Annotated in this window: 22 protein-coding genes and 1 pseudogene; 4 read left to right on the top strand and 19 right to left on the bottom strand. The window is 36.9% G+C overall.

The window, feature by feature from the left end; genetic code table 11:
- The first annotated feature begins 127 nt into the window (after positions 1-127).
- Positions 128-556: a hypothetical protein gene (locus tag WFI24_RS30585; RefSeq protein ID WP_336765619.1), complete on the top strand. Its 429-nt coding sequence runs from the start codon at positions 128-130 to the stop codon at positions 554-556.
- A 61-nt stretch (positions 557-617) separates the two neighbouring features.
- On the opposite strand, the gene WFI24_RS30590 is transcribed toward WFI24_RS30585, so the two are convergent.
- Complete coding sequence (locus WFI24_RS30590; RefSeq protein ID WP_336765620.1) at positions 618-1,292, bottom strand: tyrosine-type recombinase/integrase; 675 nt, start codon at positions 1,290-1,292, stop codon at positions 618-620.
- Between the two features lie 77 nt (positions 1,293-1,369).
- Between WFI24_RS30590 and WFI24_RS30595 the strand changes: the two are divergent.
- A pseudogene (locus WFI24_RS30595) lies at positions 1,370-1,528 on the top strand (undecaprenyl-diphosphate phosphatase); the annotation flags it as partial.
- A gap of 475 nt (positions 1,529-2,003) precedes the next feature.
- On the opposite strand, the gene WFI24_RS30600 reads toward WFI24_RS30595, so the two are convergent.
- From WFI24_RS30600 to WFI24_RS30620, 5 genes are all read right to left on the bottom strand, one after another.
- On the bottom strand, positions 2,004-4,712 hold the full coding sequence (locus WFI24_RS30600) for a phospholipase D-like domain-containing anti-phage protein (protein ID WP_336765621.1): 2,709 nt from the start codon (positions 4,710-4,712) through the stop codon (positions 2,004-2,006).
- A 17-nt stretch (positions 4,713-4,729) separates the two neighbouring features.
- Positions 4,730-7,639, bottom strand: a complete 2,910-nt coding sequence (locus WFI24_RS30605; protein WP_336765622.1) for an anti-phage-associated DUF1156 domain-containing protein — start codon at positions 7,637-7,639, stop codon at positions 4,730-4,732.
- Positions 7,640-7,707: 68 nt separating this feature from the next.
- On the bottom strand, positions 7,708-8,277 hold the full coding sequence (locus WFI24_RS30610) for a DUF3780 domain-containing protein (protein WP_336765623.1): 570 nt from the start codon (positions 8,275-8,277) through the stop codon (positions 7,708-7,710).
- Positions 8,277-11,378, bottom strand: a complete 3,102-nt coding sequence (locus WFI24_RS30615) for a DUF499 domain-containing protein (protein ID WP_336765624.1) — start codon at positions 11,376-11,378, stop codon at positions 8,277-8,279. Before WFI24_RS30615 ends, WFI24_RS30610 begins: the two co-directional genes overlap by 1 nt.
- A gap of 30 nt (positions 11,379-11,408) precedes the next feature.
- Positions 11,409-11,651 carry a TIGR04540 family protein gene (locus WFI24_RS30620; protein ID WP_336765625.1) on the bottom strand — a complete coding sequence of 81 codons (243 nt, stop codon included), beginning with the start codon at positions 11,649-11,651 and terminating at the stop codon, positions 11,409-11,411.
- 134 nt (positions 11,652-11,785) lie between these two features.
- On the opposite strand from WFI24_RS30620, the gene WFI24_RS30625 reads away from it, so the two are divergent.
- Positions 11,786-12,112 (top strand): helix-turn-helix domain-containing protein, encoded by a 327-nt coding sequence (locus WFI24_RS30625; protein WP_336765626.1) that lies wholly within the window; start codon positions 11,786-11,788, stop codon positions 12,110-12,112.
- Positions 12,113-12,456: 344 nt separating this feature from the next.
- Here the strand turns inward: WFI24_RS30625 and WFI24_RS30630 are convergent, their stop codons facing one another.
- The 9 genes from WFI24_RS30630 to WFI24_RS30670 form a co-directional block, all read right to left on the bottom strand.
- Positions 12,457-13,158 (bottom strand): hypothetical protein, encoded by a 702-nt coding sequence (locus tag WFI24_RS30630; protein WP_336765627.1) that lies wholly within the window; start codon positions 13,156-13,158, stop codon positions 12,457-12,459.
- A gap of 24 nt (positions 13,159-13,182) precedes the next feature.
- Positions 13,183-14,160, bottom strand: a complete 978-nt coding sequence (locus tag WFI24_RS30635) for a Kiwa anti-phage protein KwaB-like domain-containing protein (RefSeq protein ID WP_062686764.1) — start codon at positions 14,158-14,160, stop codon at positions 13,183-13,185.
- A gap of 80 nt (positions 14,161-14,240) precedes the next feature.
- A complete protein-coding gene (locus WFI24_RS30640; RefSeq protein ID WP_062686765.1) occupies positions 14,241-14,561 on the bottom strand; it encodes a hypothetical protein in 321 nt (106 codons plus the stop codon).
- Between the two features lie 309 nt (positions 14,562-14,870).
- Positions 14,871-15,161: a hypothetical protein gene (locus WFI24_RS30645; protein ID WP_336765628.1), complete on the bottom strand. Its 291-nt coding sequence runs from the start codon at positions 15,159-15,161 to the stop codon at positions 14,871-14,873.
- Positions 15,162-15,178: 17 nt separating this feature from the next.
- A complete protein-coding gene (locus WFI24_RS30650) occupies positions 15,179-16,867 on the bottom strand; it encodes a recombinase family protein (protein ID WP_442956283.1) in 1,689 nt (562 codons plus the stop codon).
- The gene (locus WFI24_RS30655) at positions 16,830-17,393 is read right to left on the bottom strand and encodes a recombinase family protein (RefSeq protein ID WP_336765630.1); all 564 of its coding nucleotides are present in this window, start codon (positions 17,391-17,393) and stop codon (positions 16,830-16,832) included. The genes WFI24_RS30650 and WFI24_RS30655 overlap by 38 nt, the downstream gene beginning before the upstream one ends.
- Positions 17,394-17,653: 260 nt before the next feature.
- Complete coding sequence (locus WFI24_RS30660) at positions 17,654-19,336, bottom strand: DNA primase family protein (protein WP_336765631.1); 1,683 nt, start codon at positions 19,334-19,336, stop codon at positions 17,654-17,656.
- Between the two features lie 45 nt (positions 19,337-19,381).
- Entirely contained in the window at positions 19,382-19,993 is a 612-nt protein-coding gene (locus WFI24_RS30665; protein WP_336765632.1) for a hypothetical protein, read from the bottom strand.
- Between the two features lie 23 nt (positions 19,994-20,016).
- Positions 20,017-20,448 carry a hypothetical protein gene (locus WFI24_RS30670; RefSeq protein ID WP_226509298.1) on the bottom strand — a complete coding sequence of 144 codons (432 nt, stop codon included), beginning with the start codon at positions 20,446-20,448 and terminating at the stop codon, positions 20,017-20,019.
- 305 nt (positions 20,449-20,753) lie between these two features.
- Here WFI24_RS30670 and WFI24_RS30675 point away from each other — a divergent pair, with 305 nt between their 5' ends.
- Entirely contained in the window at positions 20,754-21,230 is a 477-nt protein-coding gene (locus tag WFI24_RS30675) for a hypothetical protein (protein ID WP_336765633.1), read from the top strand.
- A 38-nt stretch (positions 21,231-21,268) separates the two neighbouring features.
- Here WFI24_RS30675 and WFI24_RS30680 read toward each other — a convergent pair whose 3' ends face one another.
- From WFI24_RS30680 to WFI24_RS30695, 4 genes are all read right to left on the bottom strand, one after another.
- Positions 21,269-21,514, bottom strand: coding sequence for a hypothetical protein (locus tag WFI24_RS30680; protein ID WP_336765634.1), 246 nt, complete (start codon positions 21,512-21,514; stop codon positions 21,269-21,271).
- Complete coding sequence (locus tag WFI24_RS30685; protein ID WP_336765635.1) at positions 21,504-21,833, bottom strand: hypothetical protein; 330 nt, start codon at positions 21,831-21,833, stop codon at positions 21,504-21,506. Before WFI24_RS30685 ends, WFI24_RS30680 begins: the two co-directional genes overlap by 11 nt.
- A 12-nt stretch (positions 21,834-21,845) precedes the next feature.
- Positions 21,846-22,298, bottom strand: coding sequence for a JAB domain-containing protein (locus WFI24_RS30690; protein WP_336765636.1), 453 nt, complete (start codon positions 22,296-22,298; stop codon positions 21,846-21,848).
- 155 nt (positions 22,299-22,453) lie between these two features.
- Complete coding sequence (locus WFI24_RS30695) at positions 22,454-24,253, bottom strand: DNA-methyltransferase (RefSeq protein ID WP_336765637.1); 1,800 nt, start codon at positions 24,251-24,253, stop codon at positions 22,454-22,456.
- Between the last annotated feature and the right edge of the window lie 155 nt (positions 24,254-24,408).

Here is a 24,408-nt window from a genome sequence, read left to right on the forward strand (position 1 = left end):
TTAATGTCATAATGGCTCAACTCCCCTTCGATCCTAATAATATCAAAAATAGCGCTTAAAGGCTTTCACTATATCAATTCATAAGTGAAACCTCCCTTTCGTGCTAAAGTAGACTAGGGGATATCAAATGGCCAAAATTAGTTTAGATGTATCACACCTACAGTATATACTTGCCCACCTCCCCGTTGTATCAGATACTGCAATTGGGAAACAAGCACGGAATATTATAGAGAAATCTATATCTTCCATACATAGAAGTAATGAAAGCCAAGAATTTGACTGGTTTTATGATCCACATAATCAAGACGAACCTTTAAAGAAGTTTATAAAACTCCCTATGAGTGTTCAATTACTCCATGTTTCAGAATTTTTTGGTGAATTTAGCGATCCAGTATATATCCGAGTGATTAATGCTTTAGAAGGGCGTAATTGTCAGTACATTCATCATTTAATGGCACTTACAATTTTTCAGATCAGTTGCACGCGAAGATTAGGAGACCGAAGTCACTTGGCTATACTCCGGGCACTTGAACAGAAAAAAGAACCCCTTTGTTAAATGGGGTTCTTATTAGTGTCAAGAAGACATGAACGTGATTCCAAAAAAGTAGTAAGTATTATTATAACCAGCTGATCGACTCTACCGCTGCCGTCAGATCCTCAATACCAGGAGCGTGTAGATCATTAGTCATCTGGATATTGGGTGTTCCATCCTCCTTGTAGTGTCCCATTAACATGGACACTTGCTGCCAATCATTACCGGCACTTATTAAATCATGTCCAAACGTATGCCTTAGCGCATGGCAAGTAAGATGTTCAATCCGCGTTCGATTCCGATAATTCTCGACCATGTGTTGTGCACCGCGAACGGACAATTTCTTCGATCGCTGAGAAACAAAGACATATGGACTCTCATCTTCTCTCTCTTCAAAGTAACTTTGAAGAGAAGAACGAACTTCGCTACTAAGCGGAACCACGCGATCTTTGTCTCCCTTTCCTCGAATATATACGTTGCCGGCGCGAGCACTCATCGTAATATCGGATTTGAGAAGTTCACACAGCTCATGAACTCGTAGACCTGCACGAAGCATAAGCATCATCGTCGCATAATCTCTCTTATTATTCTGACCCCTAACTTCCCGAAGAAACGCATTTTGTTCATTACGTGTGAGCCACTTCGGTGTACGTCTCGCTGCTGGTGGTTTTTTAATGGGTCCTACTGGATTATCTGGAATCATGCCGTGTTCATAGAAAAAACGGAAAATCTTATTTAAGTGTACAAAGGTAAGCTGCATCGAACTCGGTTTCGCAGGTTGGCCACCCCTCCCTCCTGATTTAAGATCATATAGGTTCTCGTAGGGCAAGGATGCACGATTTATATCTAATGTTAATTGGCTTTGTTACATCTTTCCTTGTGGCTATGATTGCGGTAGTAACGTTTATTAGACTAATCAAGCGACTTCGATTGGAGTGGTTTGCTCTATACCGTTTTGTATTAGCGGCGCTTTTTTATTTAATCGTCATACTGTAACTGTAAACTATAATTTATAGAATTCTCATATCAGCTAACGGGAAACGTTAGTTGAATGACAAAAGCGGCAGTCTAAGACTTGTTTTTCAAGACTTGGTCCGCCGCTGTTCTGTTTCAGAAATTCAAGTTTTGAGGTCCATCAATTCAAATAAACGTGTTAAATCAACGACTCTAGTTCAACACCGCAGATCCTACAGATTAATAGTCCAAGGGGCATTGTTGGTATTTTCTTGCCGTATTCTTTAAACACGAACATTAATTTGTTGGCCAACTTGCCGGCACAAAGTAATTTCCGAATATTAAAAAGGGCGGCCTACAAGGGGCAATGTCATTAAGTTAAGGCGCAGGACCTTATATCATAGAAATCTTTCATCCTACTGTTCATCACAGACAAACTAATCATCGCTTCGAATATAGACTTAGATGCAAAAAACAACCCTACAACTATGTAAAGTAGTCATAGGGTTTATTGATGTTATTCATTCCAGCTTTTCATTAAGTGCTTTCTCTTCTCTGTCTTGTCTAAAACCGTCACGCAACTCTCCCATTCTACCTTGCCTACTCCGCGCTCATAACGAAGTTCAAATGGATGATATTTAGGTATATCATCTATTTTCCTCTTCGCTTGCTCAATATCATTTAGTGCAACTTGAACCCATACATCCTCTAAAACGTCAGGCAATTGTCCAAACATGTTATGGATATTTTCAAGTCTCTCCGAGAGTATTGCATGTACTTTATCTTCAACAGAACCCTTATAACGTAGATTATAAATATAAACTTTATCATTCACTTGACCAATACGCTGAATTCTACCCTTACGTTGCTCTAATCGTGTTGGATTCCACGGTAAGTCAAGATTTATTAATGTGCCTAAGGCTTGTAAATTTAATCCTTCTGATGCTGCGTCCGTTCCAAGTAATATTTTTAGTTCTCTACGTTTGACCATCGCTTTAATATCTTCTTTGGTCTTTTTAGTGTATTTACCTTTAAGTAATATCCCGGATTTTTCACCGCCAGCATAAATACCAATAGGGGTGTCTGGGAAATCTCGTGAAAGATTTTCTGCGACCCAATAAACCGAATCAAAATACTGTGAAAATATAATACACCCTTTGTCCAACCAACCCTCATTTGCAAGTTGGCTGTATACGATATGATATTTAGGGTCCTTTTCTTTGTTTAACGAAATGGTAGCCAGAAATCTTTCAAGACAACCTCTTTCATCTTCAGTGAGGTTTTTGACGCTGCTCGCGTCAATCTCCTCATCACCATAATTATCCTCAAGTTCATCTTCTGAAGAATTACCCCAGTTAAGCATTTTTGTTGCAGTATTTTCTCCGGCTATCATTGTACTTCCAACTCTTCGAAGCAACAAAGTTGTAATAAATCCGCCGCCCTTGACCCTTTTGCTTAACAAATCAGAAAACTCTTGTGCATACCTGTAAGCTTCTTGCAAATATGGTGGCAAATTTATAGCTTCATTTTCCTTCTCTCCCAGAAGTTCTACCTCTACTTTTTTCAAATAAGGTTCGTTAGTTTCAGGATTGAGTGTGTTTTCAAGAAAATCTCTAGTTCTTCTTACAATTTGACGAATAAATGGATTATGATTTTGGATAAATCCGTTATCAATAATTCTACCGATGCGTCTCTGCTCTGAGATGCCTAAATCAAAGTATGCACCTGCTTCGACAATAAATTGGTCGTCTCTAAGTCCCAATTTCCTTCTAAGCGTCCCAATATTAATACGGTCTTCTGTTGCAGGTGGTAATGGGTTACGTATCCAATGCCAATTTTCAGGATCCATATTAGATAACTGGGTTTGACCCATTATTAGTTTTAGTGCTTTTCCTGGCTGCTTGCGCCACAGGCTTTCGGAATTGCCCATAACACTCTCGTTAGTTTGTGATAATGCATTTAGTAAATCCCAAGCCTCAATAGGGTATAGCTGAACTGGTGTTGCTGTAGCTAAAAGCATACTTTTGGTATTGCGCGAGATTTTCAATAAAAAGTCCATCAAATTGTTAGGCTGTGGCTTTTCGTCTTCTTTTCCTTCGCTTAAATTTTTGCGTCTTGCTCGATGTGACTCGTCCACTATGACGCATTCAAACTCCATATTTAGCATGTACTGCATAGAATCTGAATTTGCTGTAATTAGACCCTGCGATATAATCCCAACACGTCTCGGACATTTCTTAATCCCTGCACTACCGATAGCAGGATACTTTAATCCATTCTCATCGATCCATTCCTTACCTGTCCAAACGGCAGAAGGCATATCCAGTAGATGATTCATTTCATCTTGCCATTGCCACAATAGCGTCTTCGGAGCAATAATTAATACTGGTTTATCCCCATATAAAGCCATTAACTGGGCAGACAACGCCAACTGTATCGTTTTCCCCAAACCTACTTGATCGGCAAGAACAAATCTAGCGCCATAGGATTTCTTGTGAGCTTCAAAGGCTAAATTAACAAAGTATTTCTGATGCTCCCACAATCCGTACTCTTGCCGATAGACAGGAGCCTCAATAACCGCCGCAGCAGGATTTGCGTCTTGCTTCCATTCCTCTATCGTACTAATAACATCACGTTCTGCGATGCGGTGGATATCCTCAACGATAAATTCACTTAGCGGTATGGCATATGGACTATTCCAAAAGAATTCGAATTCTTCTTGAACCCATTGAATAGATTCCTTAGAGTCGTCTTCCCACAGAATTTCATAATTTAATCGCCAGGCGGAATATGTTTCATTCACACTACCCATGAATGATGTTTTATTTCCATCTGCACAGGTTATGACTCCAGCTTTACCATGGATTAGCCCAAACACATCGTTGGGAATGACCTTAACTTCAAGTTTTTCACTTTTAATTAAAGAATACAGCTTTAATAAACGAGGAGATAAAGAAGGGGGCAACTCTTCAGGGGTTGAACTGCACCATTCTTTTCTCATTGCGTTCTGCGCTGCAGTCGCTGTAAGCACATCATCCTTAGATAAATCCGAATTACAAATGACTCGTACTTTTTCACTAACACTTTCTATTGCTTCACCCGCAACTTCCAAGATTGATGAAGAGAAATAACCAGCGATTCTATCATAATACTGAGCATTCATTAATCGAGCATTTAAGAATGATTGATCAATTCGATTGCTTCTGGAGGAATATCGTTTTAACATTCTTTTCTTCCTCCATCTTATACGCCGTCGTTTTCAATTAATTCTTTAAGTATTGATGCCATATGGGCATCCTGTTGCCAATGCTCCATATTTTCCATATAGCGAATTGGAGCAATAAATTTCAATATCTCAGTCAACGTGCTACGAACATTCCAATAATCGACAAGTTCTGTTTTTAGCCAGTTTCGTCCCTTTAGAGAATCTTCTTCTTTAATTGATGTATGAACAGCATATAGAATATTCCGAAGAATTGTTGTTCCAAACTTTGAGTTGTCGTTCAAATTCCTTGTAGCATATTCCGAAGGTGTCTTTAATCTAGCAGCATTTGCTTTAGTACTAGCTAACATTTCTTTGTAATCATTGACTCCAAACCCTCTTGCTAGTTCTTGATAAGCAGAGAGCTGGTATATGTTATGCTTTTCTAATTCCAGACCTTTAATATAAAGCCTTTCTTCTGACGTTAGGGTCTTCCAAATATATTTATCGAAGCCTACCGGAATTAAATAATCATAAGCAATTTTAACAGCTTCATTAATAATTTTAACTATTGGTGATTCTTCATTTGAATTTCTTGCTTTAGATAGTTCATACTCCACATCAATGCCTTCAATTTTCTTGTATGAAGTTAGTACTTTAAGAGAAGCAGCATAAGCAGCTAGTAAATAGTCTGGATCACTAAAATTAGGATCATCCTGATCATCGATTTCTCGCATACTATTAATTTGTGATATAACTTCTTCCTCAATTTCTGGATACAGTTCATCTAAGAAGGCAGTCGAATTGTTCTCTTGCTTACGTAATATTAATAATACCGTTCCCTTTACATAATTCCCCTCTTTTAAGCCATTAGCATCTGTCTCGGTAGCAATGTTCCACGCGGCTGAGACTTGTAGCCCTGCTGACCACAAAATCATAGAAAGCTCTGCCCATACTTTTACGTCTTGGTGTGTGAACATAACTATCTGCATTCCACTATCAGCAGAATGGTTTTTTAAGTTTTTATATATATTTATTAGGCTGTTATTAAATTCCTCTCCTGTACCTTTTACTGCGAGAATTCTTTTGCTGTCTGAGTACCAATCTCCAAACACTTTTTGAATAAATTTTCCATTCCACGCCAAGAATAGTTCTGATAATTCATGATAGTTAACAGCATCAGCATATGGTGGGTCGGTAATCCACATATCACATTTTTCTGTAATATCGCGTGCATCTGTAATTTTCATATTTATAGAAGCACTATTGATTGTAGAGGTGTTGATATTAAAAAACCAATATGAGCTAAGATTTTTCAATCCTTTACTTCCATAGTTATAAAAAGTATTCAACGCTTGATTATAGTAAGTATGACCTAAATTTTCATTTACACCAGCATTAATCCACTGACAAAGTTTCGAGTTCCAATCACTTAACTTGTTAATTCCCAACATACCAACAACATATTCCTTTTGCTCAGTTGCCTCTTTGTCTATGAATTCCATAAACAAACCATGAACCAACAGTTGCCTTGGACTAAACAGATGATGCCAATGAGTCCAGCCTCTTTCTCGAATTGGTTGTGACGTGTTATACCCTTCCTCAATTTCCAAGTCGGGAATATACCCCTTTAATCTCCATATTTGAAACTTTTCTCTTAAGAGTTCTTTTACCTTATCCTCTCGTATCATATCTCCCTTAGTAGGAGAGGTATAATATCTTTTATTTTTAATATTTCCGGCTTCATCTAGATATTCTTGTTCATACCTAATACAAAATAGTCGTTCATTATATACATCATCGGTTAAAGGAATAAAGTCGTCTTTCCCCCATTTTCTTAGACCATAATTGGACTTTCCATCTTCGTTCTTACGGTCCCCACGAAGGGAAGAAATTGGAGTACTCATTTTACAGTTAGGACAATGCAGGTTGTTTTTAATAATAGTTGACTGACTTTCTGCCATTGATTGTTGTTCTTCACTTGCATTTGAAATCACTTCAATATCGTATTGATTGTCATTGCCTTTATTCAATAATGCTACTGTTTTTGTACCTTTACCTATTATCCATGAAGGGGATAACGGAACTTTAATTCCACATTCGGGACATACTGTTTCCAGACAATATAAATAAGAGTTTGCTTGATCTCCTGACTCATTGGATTCAATTCCCCAACTTCTAATTTGGACTTCAACTAGGTTATAAATCTTTTCCTGAAATAATCGTAGTTTACTTATTTCTTCTACTGTGGCACCAGCAATATTTAGAGATGACCAAGTTAAGAGCATAGCAATTGGATTTAAATCAGAAGCAAATACACCGCACCCCAGTCGTGCAGACTCATAAGGAATACTTCCTCCTCCACTAAAACAATCGCCTATTATTGGATGATGTCCAAATTTGCGAATACCCAACTCACTTACCAACTCTTGTAAGTTAGTGGCTGAAGTGCCTAGATGTAAATTAATATCTTTCCATTCACTATCTGGAAGCTTTTCAACTTCTTCGGGTCGCATGCAATATTCTAGTTTCTCATCATAAGAAAATCTATTGAAAACGAGGCGTTGAAGTTCACTTTTTTCTTCCGTCTTTATACCCTTTTTGTATTTTGGTTTTTCTGAATTTAGATCGAAATACACTCTTCGTTCGACTTCTGACGAACACTCAAATAATATTTTTAATGGAATAGGTTTTGACTTTCTAATCAACAATCCAGATTCGTCCATTGTCAATAGTTTCAAGAAAATATCTCTGTCTCTCTTCGCATCATTACTCGCAGGAATAAGTAATCCTAAAATTGCAGCTCTTACTAAGATTAGCGGTTTTCTCCCCCACCATTTCCCAAGACCTGTTAGTGTTTGCATGAAATTCGCTTTTCTTTCTTTGTAGCTTTCTTTAGATACTTTAGATACTGGAAACTGTACTTCTATAAACGATTTCTCATTTGTCATAACGCCATTCACTCCTCCATGAAAAATGTCCACAAAAGATATCATTTGACCTTTGTGGACATAATTAATTAGACATCTTTTTGTTGATTTACTAACAACTCAAATAAATCTACTTGCTTGTTTTTCTCGTCAATGGGGTTCTCAGTTAGTGCGTATCTTACCGCTTTACGCCAACCTCGTTTGTCATGAATATTACCAGAGGAAGCGTTAGTCATAGTGAACAACCACCAACGTTCTTCTGCACTTAATCCTCGCCAATTACGTATTGCTATTGGAATTACTGACGGATCGGAATCTTCAATCGCCCAGACTAACAGAAGCAATTCTTTGCCTAGTAGTTTCTCAACAGGGTTTTGTCCAACTCTCCATTTCCCGGTCAAGATAGCGTCCTTTTTTAAGCGATGATTAAATTCCACCTTAAGTGCTTCTTCAATAAGTTTCCATTTGTGTTTGGATAATTGCGCCTTTGGTTTATCAACAAATTCATCTATTATTTGTTTCTCTATCCCATTTTGCCATTGAAATCGTTCATGAATGATAACTAAATCATCAGTTGTCTTTGGGATGGTAACTAGAAAGTGTTGTTGACTCTGCTCAGGCAGAAAGCCAAACCCTAGGGCTGACTTTTTAGCTGCCATTATTGTTTAATCTCCGTTTCCTTAATATCATTGAGGCTAATTCCCCTTTCGGAAGCCCAGTCAAGAAACATCTGACCCTTCTCAAAACCAATAGTGTTATATTCAAGTGTAATGTTTGACTTACCTTCGCTCAATATTCCGCCCCGAATAACTTCAATGGCTTGTTCAAGATGCGTTAAGTCCACTTTTGTTGTCGGGTCAATTGTTATCTCTACCCAACCATTATTCGATTGCTCAGCCTTCATAATAGAAACTGAAATGTCAGCTATGGATGCACCGTGTTTTTTCAAAATGGCAATGTCCTTAAACGTCTCGCTAGTGTCATTCGTCCGATAACGTTTGTATAAATCCAGTTTGACCTCTTTGTTAATACTTAATCCTTTTGCCTTTGACTTCTCAACATGGATTGTCTGTAAATCAAAATACTCCCCACTATGTTCAGCAACAACTTGTATATACGTAGCATTCACGGGTGCAATAAACTCACCATTATAAACGCCTCCATTAACTTTCGGATTAGAACCATCCGTTGTGTACAATAGCTTGGCTTTCGGATGAGCCTGGAACTTAATTGACGTCCCATTTGCTGTCGTTTTGATATCATTTTTTATCTTGATATCACATTTCCATTCTACTGTATCACCTGGTTCATGCTCCCCATTACTATCAATACAGAGAAAGGATAGCTTTAACTCAGAAGTTATAAAGTGATTTAAATCCTGGACAGGCTCGGATACCTGTGTCGCTGTGCCACCAACTTCATAAAAAACCATATCGCCAAATTGCGGTATTACCTTTAATGTCGTTGTTCCGTTTTCAGGATTATGTTCTTTAATTTGTATAATAACGTTCGTTTTTTCTTTAGCAAAGGGTCCTCTTTCAGTATAGCCGCCATTTTCTCTCCAAATGTCCTTTCGTATGGCATCACTCTTCAAGTCGTCTAGCGCTCTAGGAATATGCCATTGCCAACTTATTTCAATTGCAGCTCGTTCTTTAACGTCACTCCAACGCATCTCTTTGACAGTGAAAAGCCGGTCCTCACATTTTTTACGGAATGTATCACTGCTGATGTCCGTTGTAAATTTTTGTTTACTTTCAAGAAGTTTACGAATTTGTTCTTCGCCTTTGTAGTTATTCTCCTTGAACTCCATTAAGAAGTCAGCTGAGGTCAATCCCGTTTTGATCGGAAAATGTAAGGTTGCAAAGGTCTCTCTTGATACCTGCAATACAGACATCACTTTTTTGTCACGTGTATCCAATGCAATTTGGTATTGCTGATTTGATTCGGGAATTTTCTCATCAATCATATTTGCAATGATCTTTTCGATTGCTTTAAGTTCTTTTGCCGATGTATATAGACGATTCATTACATCGCGTTGCCCCGACAGAAACATGACTCTATTCTTGTAGGTTGTGTTATCATAGAATTGTTTTAGTTCAGGATGTAACCCAGTACCAACAGACGGTTCAAACAGTATCAGTGTTATTTTATCCGCACTTAGTTGTATGTCATCTACAGCGGGAAACACCTGAATCGCCTGATAACAATCCTGTACAGCGGGTTTAAACCTTTGTTCTAGGAATGTGCGAAGCTCCTTTTTCGCATGTTCATTGTCGTAAGACTCCACTAGAGAATGAAGTTCGGCAATCATATTCTTAGTATTTTTAAAGTAGATGCGTCCATCTTTATCTTGGTCGAGATACCAAGCCTTCATTCTAAGTTCATCCAGAGCTTTCTTAATACCAGTAATATCTTTGTTAGGCGCACACAAATAACCAATAGTATCAGACATTGACAAACCTAATAGAGCATGAGGTACGTCTGCTAAAGAAGCGACCAATATTAGTTTACTCACATCTTGAACGAGAGTGTCACCATACACACCATCTAACTCTTCAGCAACTGCCTTACCACTTGATGCAATATCGTGACTAACAGCATTAGTTAGCGATTGTTTAATCTGTGTTACTGTCGTGTACATGTTTCGATCATTCAAGTTAAAATCAAAGACGTTGACCATATACTTAGATTGAGCGCTACACTGTTCTCCAGTGTACAGCTGTCGAATAATCTGGCGCATAAGGCGGATTAATCCACGTGTCTGTTGGAACCCAGGATTTTCTTTGAATCTAGCGTATAGATCACGAATTGAAGGATGGAAAGGATACGATTCTTTAATACCAACATAAAGTGAATCGGAAGAATAATTTGTTAATCCCATTTGTTTGGCATCATGGACTGCATTCTTGTATCCCATAGCAATATCATTAATCTCAGCAGCATCAGGTACTTGTTCGAATAAACGCTTCTTTAGAATTTGATAGATTTCATCAGACGTACTACCAACTGGCTCAATATTAAGTGCAGAGCGATTTATTTCGTTCTCTAGTTCTTTAAAGGTAGATTGTAGTAGTTCACTTCCACTTTCGTAAGTTGCCTTAAGGTCTGCTACCACCAAGCAGACATTAGAAAGTTGCTCTTTTCCTAGTGCGGAGAAGAGATTTGACAATGCAGTTCTTGTAACAACAGCTAGGTCTGCGTTACCAACCACTGTAGCTTTAGCATTCTCGAGATATGGAGGAAGCTCATCCAGCATAATGAGAAGCGGTTCACCCTGCAATAAAGTAATCCAAGCGTTCTCGCCTGGCGCACGAAGTGGAGAATAATAATCTTTGAGTATTTCTTTCTTACCTAATTGCTCTGCAATTGCACCCCAAATTCCATATGGAGCATCACTTTCCCTACCTGTAAAAGCTACGACTTTTATTTTCCCCAATTGGTCATCTTTATATGACTTACCTAATACCTTTTCGCGAAACTCTGGATGCATGGCAAGTAATCCAAGCCCGAGCATATTGTGCGTTTTACCGCCACCCATTGCTTGGGTTAATTTAATAATACTTGTATTACTATGTCGATTAAACCGTTTGAAAGTTGTCTCAAAAAGTACATTCATTCCTTGAGTCAAGAAATTCTCTTGAAAAAATTCATTCGGGTTAATTTTATTTTCTACTAAGTCAGAGAGGTTGAGTACGTCTTCTCGCTTCGTATCACTAAACACGCTATCTCTTGGCTTACAAAGTTCAAATAATGTCTTCAAGGTTTTTCCTCCAGTTATACAAGCAATGTATTATTGAGTAATTTCAAGTAATCTTGCAACAACTTCTAAACGTCGCTTACCGCATTTCTGTTTGAGAATACTTGTGAAATCAGTATCCTTTAAGATTTTACTTCTATTGTTCTGAATTAGATTACCTACGTTGGTAAGCATAAAGGCTTCATTAACCTCATTGTTCCAGTAAGAGTCAATCAAAGTATTCAATGCCTTTGCTACCTCTTCCTGACTTTTATAAAACATCTTCACTTCCAACATGATGCCCCCTCTTTCATATTGGATTTATATTTTTTTCATATTTTAATTATATAGGCGATGTATTGCATATAACAAGGGAATGTAGGTTCTACACACTATTTATTTGCATAGTAGATCAATTTTCGCAAGAAATAATGAAATCCTCAATAAAAGCAAAAGAAAGCTATTATGGCAGAACGGTTCTAACTATAAAAGAAGCATCACAACATTTCAGAACAAGTCCTGCAACAATTTATGGTTTAATTAAAGAGGATGGAATGCCTCACTTAAAAATACAGAGCAGATTCTATATTGTCCTTGAAGAGGCTGAGGCATTTTTGTGGCGAGAAACTGCTAAATCATATGCAACTAAAGGGAATATTTATTGGCAACGGATTTTACAAAGACTTAATTGGGAAGAACAAGAAGGAAATAAAGCTTATGAGAAGGCACTGAAAAGATTAGAGGAAAGGAGTTATTAACGAAAAGGCACCTCACAAGGCTCAAATTGCCTCCATGGTGCTTCCCCACGTTCTAATCCACCTTACCCCTCAACTCCAACAACTCAATGAAATCAAGTGTTATAGCCGTCTTATGATAGGTGTGTTTGAAACCACATCACGTTTGAGATGTAGTTTCACCCCCCCCCTATCCCCCCATAGTTTCATATCATTATACAGCGTGAGGTCTGGTTTTCATGTTGGAGGCGAGGGGATTTCAACTCACTTGCTCCCCTAAATTAACAAGCTTCTAATTATACTATCCCCTATTACAATTCCCACTTTCTGCTTTACCACTATTTGTGATACGGTTCTCCGTGATGTATCTAAATGAGGTTTTTTATCGTTGTATTAATAAATTCTATAGCCTTAAATAAGTAATCATTCATTTGCTCATTCCATAGGGCTAAGAATACCAAGAAACTTCCTAGAAAAATAACAACCTTTTTATATGAAAGCCGGCTTTTGGAATCATCCACAAACATTACAGCACCAGGAGATAAATTTCTCGTATATATGGTAGAATTTAGCGGGACATCTTTTCCTTTTTCTGATACTACAATTAGATTTTCACCATTTTCACCTTGTGTAAGATTAATATCATAGAATAAACTTAATATCGGATTGATATGGTAAAGGTTATTATGCATATAAAGATATCCTATTACTAGAAAAAGCACTATAAATGCAAATATCGTTGGGATATTAAAGTCTCCGTCGCTGTTAGTAATATTTGAGTTAAATGAAATAAAAGGAATTATATAAGTTACTATATAATTTAAAGCCTCACTGCCCTTACTATTTATCATGACTAATTTAATTCGAAAATTAGGACTTGCCTTTAATGGTTTCTCTAAATATAATTTTAAAGTTAAAAGAGTGATTGACATAATCAACCAAATAAATAGACACAATACAAGGTTATTTATGTTCATTAGGAACAAGATAATAAATAGAGGCAAGTAAGAACTTAAGAAAAGCATATACCTAAATACTCTATTAATCATAAATTCTACTTTATCCCCCATGATATTATCCTCTCTCCTCATAAGTTAACCTATGTTTATTCTTTGGTTAGCAAATATCCTTGTCTCACTTACTAATGTTTCTGCTGCCTCATCATTAATAATCCTTATTATTTGGTCCACTGACTTATAACTATTTTCTTCATCGATGCTAATTGTTTCCTTTTCTGAATCCAAACTAAAAAATAGACCTTCATGTATTGCTTCCTTGACCTTCTTAAAAGTCTCAAACGTAACATTCTCAAACTTACTCGCAGAACTTATCGTAAAGAGCTTCTTCTTAAAGTTCTTATTCCTGTTACAATGAGACTCTAAAACAAGAAAGTTATCTATTAAGCCGCTCCCATTAATACTTCCTAAGATAGCCTCGGAGTGCATGTTTATATGTTCTTCGTACTTAAATAAGCGTTCAAAGAAAAAGCCATGCGTTACAAAAATCTCATCATCAATACTAAATGCACAACATTTTTCATTTAACTCTAGGTGTGATACTTCTACTTTTTGAAGCAGGTCACCATCTTCATTTCCAAAACTATATAAGCTTTTTTTCGGCTTATAGAAGTTAGATTTTGAAAGTGTCGAAAATATTTGAACATGGAATTCTTTTGTTGTGTTATTATTTGTTACAATCACATCAATAACGTATCCCTTCATAGAGCTTGAAGACTCTTCGAAAACCTTCTTAGTAAGTCCAGTAGAGTTATCTTCTATGATGAGTTGCTCAATATCTAGAAAGTTCGGTACTTCACCTTTCTTCAAACACGAAACACTTTCATTACCATCTGGTGATGTATTATTGTGATATTCGAACAATTGAGCATCAATAGCATTTTCTAGATTCTTACAAATGATTGTCCTTAAATCTTCATGGGTGGACATATTCAGCTTATATAATTTAAAAGGTTCCTCTTCATCTGAAAGTAGAAATGCTGACAAACCATTAATTGAATAGTTTTCAGTACAATTAACGAAAATATCTTGTAAAACCTTAAAGTTAGTTTCCATACAATAACCTCGTTCAAAGTAGTTTAGTGATTCATATTTACTATTTTATCACAATCTTCTTTAAACGAAGGCTCTTGAATTTAAAAGTTCAATGCATAATGGAGTTGGATATCTTGAAAATTCTGTATTCCAATTCTCTTAATATAGATATTTTCTAAATGTATTCCATCAATAAACTCCAACTCTATTTCTGATGTTTTTTTGAATAACATATCGAGCTCCTTTTCATTTTCAATAACCACCATGGCTTGATACGTTGGTAACTTAAATTCTTGAATCTCTTCTCCATTACTTAGATACTCGAATAGACTGGAAAACTCACTGCGTAAGTAGTTTACCATTTCATTTGGTAAATCACCTGCAAGGTTATTAAGGTCCTTTAAGCAATAAATCATTTTCATTAACGATAACTCCTTGAAGGACTCTGTGTAAGCTCTGATACTATACAAGCTACGATTCCAACGACTGTTCCCATTAAAAAGTATTGCATTATTATTCCCCCTTTATTTTTTCAGATTAGTGTTCTTCTTCACATATACGTAAATAGATACGCCAAACGCCACGCCTGCTTTGAATAGGTCAATTGGTGTCATGAACTCACCTCCTTTACCGGAAAATCAAACACGTAAAAAGAGACGAAAACTCTTATAGAGCAAACCTCTCTGACTTGTAAACGTATTGATTGTTCTACCTTTCCGACTGCCATTTCTTCATACGAAGCTAATAGGCTTAACAAGTTCACCATCTTTCAGCAAACCAATTCCGATATCCTTCAAACCATGCTTATCCTGTAATAAGAACACAACGTTCGATGCACCGCCATCGTAGAAGAATACCCAGCATGTTAACTCTGGTTTGTTTTCATCTGGAATAGTAGCCCTAACCTCTTCGTTGCTTATGTCATCCACTGATATGGTCCTAACATCGGCTTTCCAGTCCTTCCAAGCTAAATGTGGGTGATGCTCCTCCATGTAATTCCTGAATACATTAATAATGCTCATAAGTTATTTGCTCCTTTTCATAGGTCGATTAAAATAGAAAAAGGGGGAGAGAACTCATCCGTAATAGATGAATCCTCTCCCCCTTTAAAGGTGAAGTGTTTTGCAACTTCTTTATTTAGTTGTATTTGTATCGTATCAATCTTTCGGTCCTCATTGATGGTGATTTGATGGATAAGCAGGTGCATCAGCCTCTTCCTCTGCTCTCTGGTCAATGACTCTTGATAGGCACTTTTAAAGTTCTGCATGACCTGTTTGACCATTGAAAAGTTTATGAGTTGTGTACCACCTTCCCCCATTTGCAATTCAATTGTAGATAGTCTTTCTTCAAGTCGTTCCTTTTCTTCATTCAAAGTGGATAGCCGCTGCACAAGGTCTGCTTTTTGAATCAAATCATCTTCGTACAAACCAAGGACCTTCTCTTTCTTTTGTTGATTGGACTCTAGTGCCTTTTTCAATGTCTCATATTCGTGTTGAAGTGGAGAAGAATCTCGTTCTTTCTTGTTATTAATCCGTTCAACAATTTGCTCTATAAGCGCATCACTTGTGGCTATGTTTGATAGCTTTTCAAGTACATAAGGGTCTGCATAATCCGTTCTTACTCCATTCGAGCGACAAACCGCTGAACCTTTGTTCTTCCAAGCTCCACATACATAATACTCCAGAACCTTTTTTGTTCCGTCTTTGAGTGTGTTCGTTGTCCTTCCAATCACCATTCCTGCCCCACACGCAGGACACTTCATAATACCAGTGAGCGGGAACTCGCCGTCATGTATTCGATTAGGCTTGCCGCTTCTGCTCGCCATGATATTTTTTGCTTTTTCCCATGTTTCTTCTGAAATGATGGCTTCGTGCTGCCCCTTTTCAATTACAGGGTTAGGATTAATATTGTTTCTTCTCTTCTCGTTCCAATCTCTCCGGACATTGTAGCGAATAAATCCTGCATACAGGGGATTGCTTAGAATCGTTTTTACCCCGTTGATGGAGAAGTCTTTGTTCTTTTTTGTCCGGTGTCCTTCATTGTTAAGTTTGTTTGCGATGGATTTGTAACCATTCCCCTCAACGTAAAGGTCAAATACCTTTCGAACCGTTTGAGCTTCTGTTGGGTTAATCACAAGGGTAGATAGCTTTCTTTTACGATTCTCCCCTGGAACGCTTACGACATCGTAACCAAGCACCTGACCGCCATTCCAAGAACCTTCCTTTGCTCGTGCCAACATCCCCATTTTTACGTTTTGAGCGATATTGTCTCGTTCAAATTCAGCAATGACTGCTAACATACGAAACTGCATTTTTCCAGCAGGAGTTGCTGTTTCATAGTTTTCAGTATATGAGCGAAAAACAATATTTTTCCCTTCAAGTTCTTCAACAATATTAAGCAAATCTTTCGTCTTTCGAGAAAAACGATTCACCTTCCAAACAAGCACTAATTCAAAGTCTTTACTATTAGCATCATGCAGTAGTTGCTGTAAAGCAGGTCTACCTTTAATATTTTTTCCACTTTTACCTCTGTCCACGTATTCCTTATGAACAACGTAACCTTCTCGCTCGCACATTTCTCTCAGAACTCGTACCTGTTCGTCAATACTGTATCCTTCTTCTGCCTGTTCCAACGTGGAGACTCGGGCATAGATAGCTGCTCTTTTCTGTGTTCCAGTTCGGCTAAATTGGTCAAGCTGGTCGTGTAGCTGTCTCGCTGAGTTCGGCATCATGTTCACCCCCTTTCTTGTTTTCATCTTCAATTAAACCTTCAATTAACCACCAAGCTACCTGCGACAAAGGAATTCCTTGCATGGCTGCTAATCTTAAGTGTCTCGTATTGAGTAATTTGCACATGTATTCAAACACCCTCAATCCTTCTTGTGTGGAAGTGTCGAAAGGTTCCGTTACTGAACAAATCTCCACACCATATCTTGCAAGCTCTCTTTCTATTTGTTGAAGCTCTTCCCCATCAGGAGAAAGTGTAAATACATCCCAAACAACAACTACCCCGAACAAGCCTTTAGCAGCATCCTCCAATATTCGCTTCAAAACATTTCTTCTTTTCCCGTGAGATTCCGAGCTTGGTTCCCAGTAGACTCTACTGACTTGATATCCAGCCCGCTCACACTTTTCTTTTAAGACCTGGACGTCTCGATGAATTCTGTACCCCTCTGGTTGGGTCCACGATGTATTTCTTGTGTAAATTACTATCTTGTCTTGGTTCTGCTGTACAGTTTCATCTCTACTTATCATTGGAATCTCCTCCTTTGGGGTGTTTTGTAAGGTACTCTGTGACCATTTCTGCTAACATGTCTAAAAGATTTTGATATTCGTAGATAGAACCTTCTTTTTCGTTCATGGCAAGCTCTCCTCGTCGTAGTAATAATATATATTTCATTTCTTTGTAAGAAAGTGGGGGGAGGGGTGGTTAGCTAAAACAAAAGCTTTTCATTGGGTTTTTAGCTTTTGGTATTGAGCAGTTTTTTGCTTTTTCACACACCCCCTACACCCCCTTAGAACTGAATAATATCGCCAGCTAGAGTAGGGAACTGAAAATCTTCCAATTCTATCAGCTTTATTCCGTCAAAGTAGACAGTTCCTTTAACTTTCTTCTTCACAATCGAGATATTTTCTCTGTCTAAAATCACTTTGAAATAGCGCCAAAATACTTGACGTGATTTCGTTCCTTTGTCGTCAATTCCCTGGACATTTAACCATTGACTATACAAATTGTAGAAATCTGACTGCTTAGTGCGGGAACCAACCTCTTGGACCACATGAGAACGAAAAAATTCTCTCACTGGATTTTGCTCATCGTAGTAAGCACGTTCGGTTTCTTCAATTGCTTTACAGGCACTGAACTGATAGTTATTGCTTCTCAGCCGCTTCAATCCTAATATCGCCCAATTAAGAATTCCAGGCAGTTCCTTAAGCAGTTCGTCTTTCAAATCTACGTTTCGTTCTTCTTTCTTAAAGGTTCTTGAAAAAGGCACGATAATAATTTTTCGAAAATAGCCTTCTGTAACGTCTGATGAGTCGGGAAGGTTGTTGACTAGAAACACCAAACGGCAGTATGGACGGTAACTAATCGCAGGACGATACTTAATGTTAATAGTGATGTTATCTCCACTAACAATCGCCTTAAAGTTTTCGGTTTTAAGTGCCTTTCCACCCATTTCGTTCTCGGCAGATATGTTAAGCGATTTACCAATCATACTTTCCATACCGAATTGGTCATTAAACTTGGATAAAGGTACGCTGCTGACGTTTTGGGGTCCAACTAATTCAGTGATAATTGAAGCCAAAACACTTTTACCATTGGCTCCACTCCCGTAATAATAAACCGCTTTTTCAGCCTTGGTGTCTCCCGTCAACCAATAACCAATCAGTTCCTGATGAACACCAATTAAGTCTTTATCGTTAACTGTTATGTCATTTATGAAATCAAGAAACTTCGGAGCCTGAGCGTTTGAGTCATAATCAATGGGAATTTGAACTGTCGAAAGAAAGTCAGGAGAGTGTGCTTCCAACCTAAAGGTCGATAAATCCAACATCCCGTTTCTTACGTTGATAAAGTCTCGCTTTGTATTCATTTCATCAACTGTTGGTGCTTCACGTTGAAGAGCCTTGGAAACCTCAGCTTCATAGTTACTCTTCCAACTGTCCCACCTGCCTTCATGCATAACAGTTCGGATAACTTTCCCCAGATTCACTTCGGAAAGTTCTTCATAGAACCCATTCCTGTTGTAGAGGAATAACCTTCCATCCTTTGTCGAACGCACATGGCATCGTTTAAGGAAATGCCTTGCAAATGCATTGGGATTAAAGGCAAATTGGTTCTTTTTCTCATCGTAGAGGAAGCCTCTTTCTTCTGCTTTTCCAACCTTTAAGACATGAACCATCTCTAAAATTAAAGCTTTTGGTACTAGTGATTCAGTAATCGTGTCAGTAGTTCTGTAAAGTTCAAGAGACTTTCCTTTCGGCATATCATGAACGTATTCCATTAATGCAGAAAAGAACTCACTTTCTTCACCAATTGCTGTCATGTTAACAGCTGTTTTTAACACTGAAAGCCTTTCTGGTATTTCTATTTCTTGAACCAACACTCTAAGTGTTTCAGAAGAATTTAATAACCTTACTTTGCTTATTGGATATAATGTAAGAAATTTTTGCATGTCATATATTTTTTTTGTCATGTTTTTTCTCCTTTTGGTTTAGAGAGAAGGTTATTCTTCTCTCGATTAATTGGTGTGATTTTCTATGCTCTTAACAACTAATCTTTCATATTCATCCCCAGCTTCGGTAATGTAATGGTCAATTTCACATGTTCCTCTCAAGCCAACTAACTGTTGAACGGTAATCCTTTGCCCCTCGAATATCGACTTGAAGCTCATTAAGAACTTCATTAGAGGCGATTCAGGATTCGAAGAGATAGTGAAGGGAACTGTTATTTGTACCGGAACTTCTCCGCTTGATTGGGTTAGTGAAAAAGTAAATAAGTATTGGTCATAGTACCCAAACTTTCCTTGAATACCTTCTTTTGTTGCAACACTATTAATTTGGAAAAGGCATTCCCCCTTTCCCACCTTCGCTTTTCTCGGCAATCTCACTTTACCGTCCAAAAAAGTGATTAGCCGTTCAAGAGGCGATTCACCTTCTATTAGATTAGAATGATTGGTATCAAAATTGTTAGTGTCATAAGGCAGTTCTCCTTGAGACTCTTCTATATTTTCCAGCTGCAGTTCTTGGGCTTCACTTTCCTGCTCCAATGCACTCACTCTTTCTTTTTCCTTCATTTCATTAAACTCCTTTTCTCCTTGAAGTACTGGTCGCCTAACCTTTTTCAATGCCATTTAATAAATCCTCCATTCAATTTTTAAATCAAACTATCAAGTTGGAATGTAAAAGTATTAGTATCTATGACAGAATCTAAGTACCATGCAACGATAATTACATTCTCTTTAATCTCATAACCCACTGGTTTCTTATCAAATTTCACTAAGTTATCAACAACAAGCTGAATCTTCTTCTTTCGCTCTTGTTCTTCCATATCCACAAACAGTGTTTTTTTGTAGCGATTAATTTCGGCAAACATCATCACGTTCTTTAAGGAAATAATATTTTGTAACACTTCATATTCCTTTTCAATTTTGAAATTTCTTTGTAATTCAATTCCAAAATCGTATAGGTCTATTAAATGCTCTTCTTTTTCGGATGCTTCACAAAACACTTCATTACTTCTTTTCGACTCATCTAATAATGTTAGATTTCCTTTATAGTTTTTTCGAATATGTTTTTCTAATGACATTCCGTTGCCCCCTAATCGTTTTGTCCTGCCACATGAATATATCGCATAAAATTCATGTTGTGAATATTAAATTACCTTTATATCAATGGTTCATTTTTTACAAAAATTCATTTATAATATAATTATTCATTATTTTATTCATTAAGTGATTTGTGTCATCATCTTTTCGATTAAAAACAATTAGTCTACTATCGATTGAAGATTATTCAGTCAGTTTTAATTAGTTGGTAATGAAAAAGTTATTTAAAGAACATTATTTTGGATTGTGTCTAAAATGTGAACTTTTTGGGAAGGGGTTAAATGTCATGGATTCAAATATCAAATCTATTAACAAACAAAGAAGTTCTGCTAAAAGCACCCGGCAAAAATCTATCCGGCTTATATTAGAAAGAAATGATTTCTCTAGACATGAGGACATCGTGTTTGAACTAAAGAAACAAGGGATTGATACTAGTCAATCAACAGTGCAGAGGGATTTAAAAGAACTTGGCTTCAAAAAAAATAGCTATGGTTATTTTGAACTTTCATACAAGGAACAAAAAAAATACAACCTAGATACCCTCTATGAATTGCTACATAGCAGTGATGCCGCAACATGTGGTCACGTCAAAACATTTTTTATTAAAACAGATAAAGGAAAAGCTCAGGAAATCTCCATGCTTATAGAGGAAGTGTTTAAAGGAATCGTCTTAAAGACAATAATTGACCTAGATAGCATTGTGCTTTTTGCAGACGGAGATGAAGTTTCAGACGAGTTCTTGGAGCTGTTCGATGGGGAATAACTAGATAGCAATAAGGAGGGTGTGATTCACCCTCTTTATTACTTCTCAATGTGGGTATTCGATTCTAAATAATCTACATACCACCAATCCTCGTATCCAAGTTCTCTTTGGTATATATCCCCACTTTCAAAGCATACCTTTATCTCAATAACACCAGATTTGTCTTTCGCTAAAAAGTAGACAAAAGACAAATCAGCCATATCAAACGTAACTCCCTGGAATGAACGTTCTTCTAATTCATCAATTAACTTGCTCCATTCATTAGAGCGCACCTTATGTGTCATTCTCATTTCCTCCACCACTCAGTAAAATTTCTTCGTGAACTTTCTCTCCATTTTTTAGGCAAATTAAAAAGAGTGGTTGGTTCGTATCAGCATCAGATGCTACACAAACCAACCACTCATGTTCTTTATTATCGTAAACGCAATAGTGAACCAATACCATTTCCGGGACAATGCTAAGTAGTTCTTCTGAAACTAAATTTTCATCAAGTTCTTCGTTGTACAAAAGAACCGACTCTTCTCCGACTTGTCCTTCATCAACATCGATGCCAAATTGCAACGACATGAAGATAGCAAATTGTTCGGTGTTATAGTAACACATTGACCTTCCCCCTTAAATATAGCCCTTTTCCTTTAATGATGTGTAGTTTCCTTCACCTACAATAATATGGTCAAGCACTTCTATTCCTAATATCTTCCCAGCTTCCACCAACCTCTTAGTTACTTCAACATCTTGCTGAGACTGTGTAACCTCGCCTGAGGGATGATTATGAAAACACATAATTGAACAAGCATTGGCTGCTATTGCCGCTTTAAAAATTTCCCTAGGATGTACTAAAGCGCTATTTAAAGTTCCTATACTAGATACATTAATATTTGTTGGTTGGTTCTTGGTGTCTAACGAAACCACAATAAAATGCTCTCTGTCTTTATCCTCTAAAAAATCTTTCATCAATTCATAGGCATCTTGAGGCGAACGAATAGTTCTTTTTTGATATAGAACACTAGATTCTTTTACTAACTTTATTGATACGATGTTTACTCTTTTTGCCGATGTATTTTCCAATCAAAATCACTCCTAATAGAAAATTAAAAAGAGGATGTACTCATGTTACTTAACATGAGTACATCCTCTTTTATATCACTGTTATAATATATATTTAATCCTTGGATTGTAACGGTTGTCACTTTCTAAAAACCAATAAGGTAAGACATTATTTCTTATAATTTCCAAGCCTGTTGAAGGTCTCTTTTTTTACTTACATTACCCTTATAGTTTTCTTCTATCTGTTTATTTTCATTGACACCTTTTACCCTTACTGCTGCTAAGACTTCGGACCAAGAACTAAAATATAATTCATAAAAATCCTTAGGTATATCTGGGTATTTCACCAGCGCTTCTTCTATTGTCGGATTTTTTCCTAATTCCTCTGCTAACACTTTAATTTTCATCTGAACATCTTTTTTGCTAATATGACGATGTTCTTTTTTTCTCACTGTCACTCTTTTTACTGTGTTATTTTTGGTCTTTTCTTCGGCTTTTAAATTGTTTTTACCAAATGGGTCTCTCCCATCGAGTATCATCCTATGGCGTTCCTGAGCTACCGAAGCATACTTTTCATCTAAATCAATACCAATATACCTTCTTCCAATTAACTCTGCCGCAAGAGTGCTTGTCCCTACACCGTTAAAGAAATCCAAGATTAAATCCCCCGGCTTTGAATATACTTCAAATATTCTTTTCATTAATTCAGGATGTAACTGGCAAGGGTGGTCATACCTAAGACTGTTGTGCTTTAGCCTATGAATATCTGTCCACAAATCAGTTAATGGTTTATGAAAATTATCCCCTCTTTTTTTAATACATGCTGCTCTCAGACAGTATGTGTCAGCCAGGGGTTTCATGTATTTTGGACGATAATTCACTTCGTCAGCCCTTTTATGACTACTACCTCTTTTTCTGAAAGTCAATATAGTATAATTTGCGGGCATTATCTTTCCAGCAGGTTTAGATAAAGAGTCCCAAGTAATCCATGATTCAAATTCAGCTATTTGCATCAAATAGGCAAAATGTCTTATGGACCACTGAGGAATGTTTAGAATTGAGAAATAACTGCCTTCCTTCAATACTCTTATACTTTCTTGTATCCATTCGTCACACCATCTAAAATAATTCTGGATATCCAAATCGTCACTATAAGAACCGTATTTCTTTTCTAAATTGTAGGGTGGGTCTACGAATATATAATCTATGGTATTATCCGGTATCGCTCTTAAAGTTTTTAATGAATCTCCTTGAATAATTTGTGAATCAAGTTTAAAGTTATTATCGTGCTCCGGTTCTACTTCTACTAAGCTAGGAAGTTTCACGACATCATCAGTATCATTCTCCCACAAGAACTCTTTTGGAAAATCAACACCATATACAGTTCTTTCTTCTGTAGATAGCATAAGAGCCAGTCTTTCCAAAATGACTTTATTTTCTTCACTATCAAGTGATTTTAATGGATTAAAGTATACATCTTTCCAAACGTCACTCATGGTTGTTCCAAAATCATGGAATGTATGTTTTTTTCCACCATAATCTTTTGTGGTTTTGCCGCATTCTGGACAATATGTGTATGGTAAAAGTACACGTGTTATTTTAATTTTTTTGGCTTTTGAAATCACCAAAACAGACATGGTTTCCGAAGATAAAATCTTTCCTTCTTCCTTCAGTTCCGTTCTAAGCGTTATCCAATATTGATAATTCAACCCTATTCCCTCAGTCAACAGATAGGCAAGAGTAGCAATCTTTTCATTGCTTCCTATTAAGCACATAATTGACTTTTTAGGCATTTCTTTTATTGCACCTTTTAAATTATTGTAAATTAAATCCGGACTTTTACTTACGGAAGACAAATTGAATACAACAGCCCCATTTTGTTCTATTAATGCCATTATATTTTTTAGTTCTTCTTTATTGTGAACTGAAATATTTTCTTGAAAGAAATTCTCAGTAAGTTCTGCTAAATGTTTCATGTTAATATTTAAACCTCCTAGAAGATATCCCAATAATAAATATACATGATTTTTATTTTAATGAAAATGACAATGTTTGTTACCAACAAGTTTCCTATAAGATACTAGTTAGTATTAAAAATCCCTTTTGAATATGGTAAGATATAGATATAACA

This window comes from Paenibacillus sp. USHLN196, assembly GCF_037144955.1.
In the GTDB taxonomy this organism is placed as follows: Bacteria; Bacillota; Bacilli; order Paenibacillales; family Paenibacillaceae; genus Paenibacillus; species Paenibacillus xylanexedens_C.

What these genes read in the sequence shown, in the direction of transcription:
- WFI24_RS30585 (WP_336765619.1), top strand. Translation starts at nt 128, where the DNA reads ATGGCCAAAATTAGTTTAGATGTATCACACCTACAGTATATACTTGCC.
- WFI24_RS30590 (WP_336765620.1), bottom strand. Translation starts at nt 1,292, where the DNA reads ATGCAGCTTACCTTTGTACACTTAAATAAGATTTTCCGTTTTTTCTAT.
- WFI24_RS30600 (WP_336765621.1), bottom strand. Translation starts at nt 4,712, where the DNA reads ATGTTAAAACGATATTCCTCCAGAAGCAATCGAATTGATCAATCATTC.
- WFI24_RS30605 (WP_336765622.1), bottom strand. Translation starts at nt 7,639, where the DNA reads ATGACAAATGAGAAATCGTTTATAGAAGTACAGTTTCCAGTATCTAAA.
- WFI24_RS30610 (WP_336765623.1), bottom strand. Translation starts at nt 8,277, where the DNA reads ATGGCAGCTAAAAAGTCAGCCCTAGGGTTTGGCTTTCTGCCTGAGCAG.
- WFI24_RS30620 (WP_336765625.1), bottom strand. Translation starts at nt 11,651, where the DNA reads ATGTTGGAAGTGAAGATGTTTTATAAAAGTCAGGAAGAGGTAGCAAAG.
- WFI24_RS30625 (WP_336765626.1), top strand. Translation starts at nt 11,786, where the DNA reads ATGAAATCCTCAATAAAAGCAAAAGAAAGCTATTATGGCAGAACGGTT.
- WFI24_RS30630 (WP_336765627.1), bottom strand. Translation starts at nt 13,158, where the DNA reads ATGGGGGATAAAGTAGAATTTATGATTAATAGAGTATTTAGGTATATG.
- WFI24_RS30635 (WP_062686764.1), bottom strand. Translation starts at nt 14,160, where the DNA reads ATGGAAACTAACTTTAAGGTTTTACAAGATATTTTCGTTAATTGTACT.
- WFI24_RS30640 (WP_062686765.1), bottom strand. Translation starts at nt 14,561, where the DNA reads ATGAAAATGATTTATTGCTTAAAGGACCTTAATAACCTTGCAGGTGAT.
- WFI24_RS30645 (WP_336765628.1), bottom strand. Translation starts at nt 15,161, where the DNA reads ATGAGCATTATTAATGTATTCAGGAATTACATGGAGGAGCATCACCCA.
- WFI24_RS30650 (WP_442956283.1), bottom strand. Translation starts at nt 16,867, where the DNA reads ATGCCGAACTCAGCGAGACAGCTACACGACCAGCTTGACCAATTTAGC.
- WFI24_RS30655 (WP_336765630.1), bottom strand. Translation starts at nt 17,393, where the DNA reads ATGATAAGTAGAGATGAAACTGTACAGCAGAACCAAGACAAGATAGTA.
- WFI24_RS30660 (WP_336765631.1), bottom strand. Translation starts at nt 19,336, where the DNA reads ATGACAAAAAAAATATATGACATGCAAAAATTTCTTACATTATATCCA.
- WFI24_RS30665 (WP_336765632.1), bottom strand. Translation starts at nt 19,993, where the DNA reads ATGGCATTGAAAAAGGTTAGGCGACCAGTACTTCAAGGAGAAAAGGAG.
- WFI24_RS30670 (WP_226509298.1), bottom strand. Translation starts at nt 20,448, where the DNA reads ATGTCATTAGAAAAACATATTCGAAAAAACTATAAAGGAAATCTAACA.
- WFI24_RS30675 (WP_336765633.1), top strand. Translation starts at nt 20,754, where the DNA reads ATGGATTCAAATATCAAATCTATTAACAAACAAAGAAGTTCTGCTAAA.
- WFI24_RS30680 (WP_336765634.1), bottom strand. Translation starts at nt 21,514, where the DNA reads ATGACACATAAGGTGCGCTCTAATGAATGGAGCAAGTTAATTGATGAA.
- WFI24_RS30685 (WP_336765635.1), bottom strand. Translation starts at nt 21,833, where the DNA reads ATGTGTTACTATAACACCGAACAATTTGCTATCTTCATGTCGTTGCAA.
- WFI24_RS30695 (WP_336765637.1), bottom strand. Translation starts at nt 24,253, where the DNA reads ATGAAACATTTAGCAGAACTTACTGAGAATTTCTTTCAAGAAAATATT.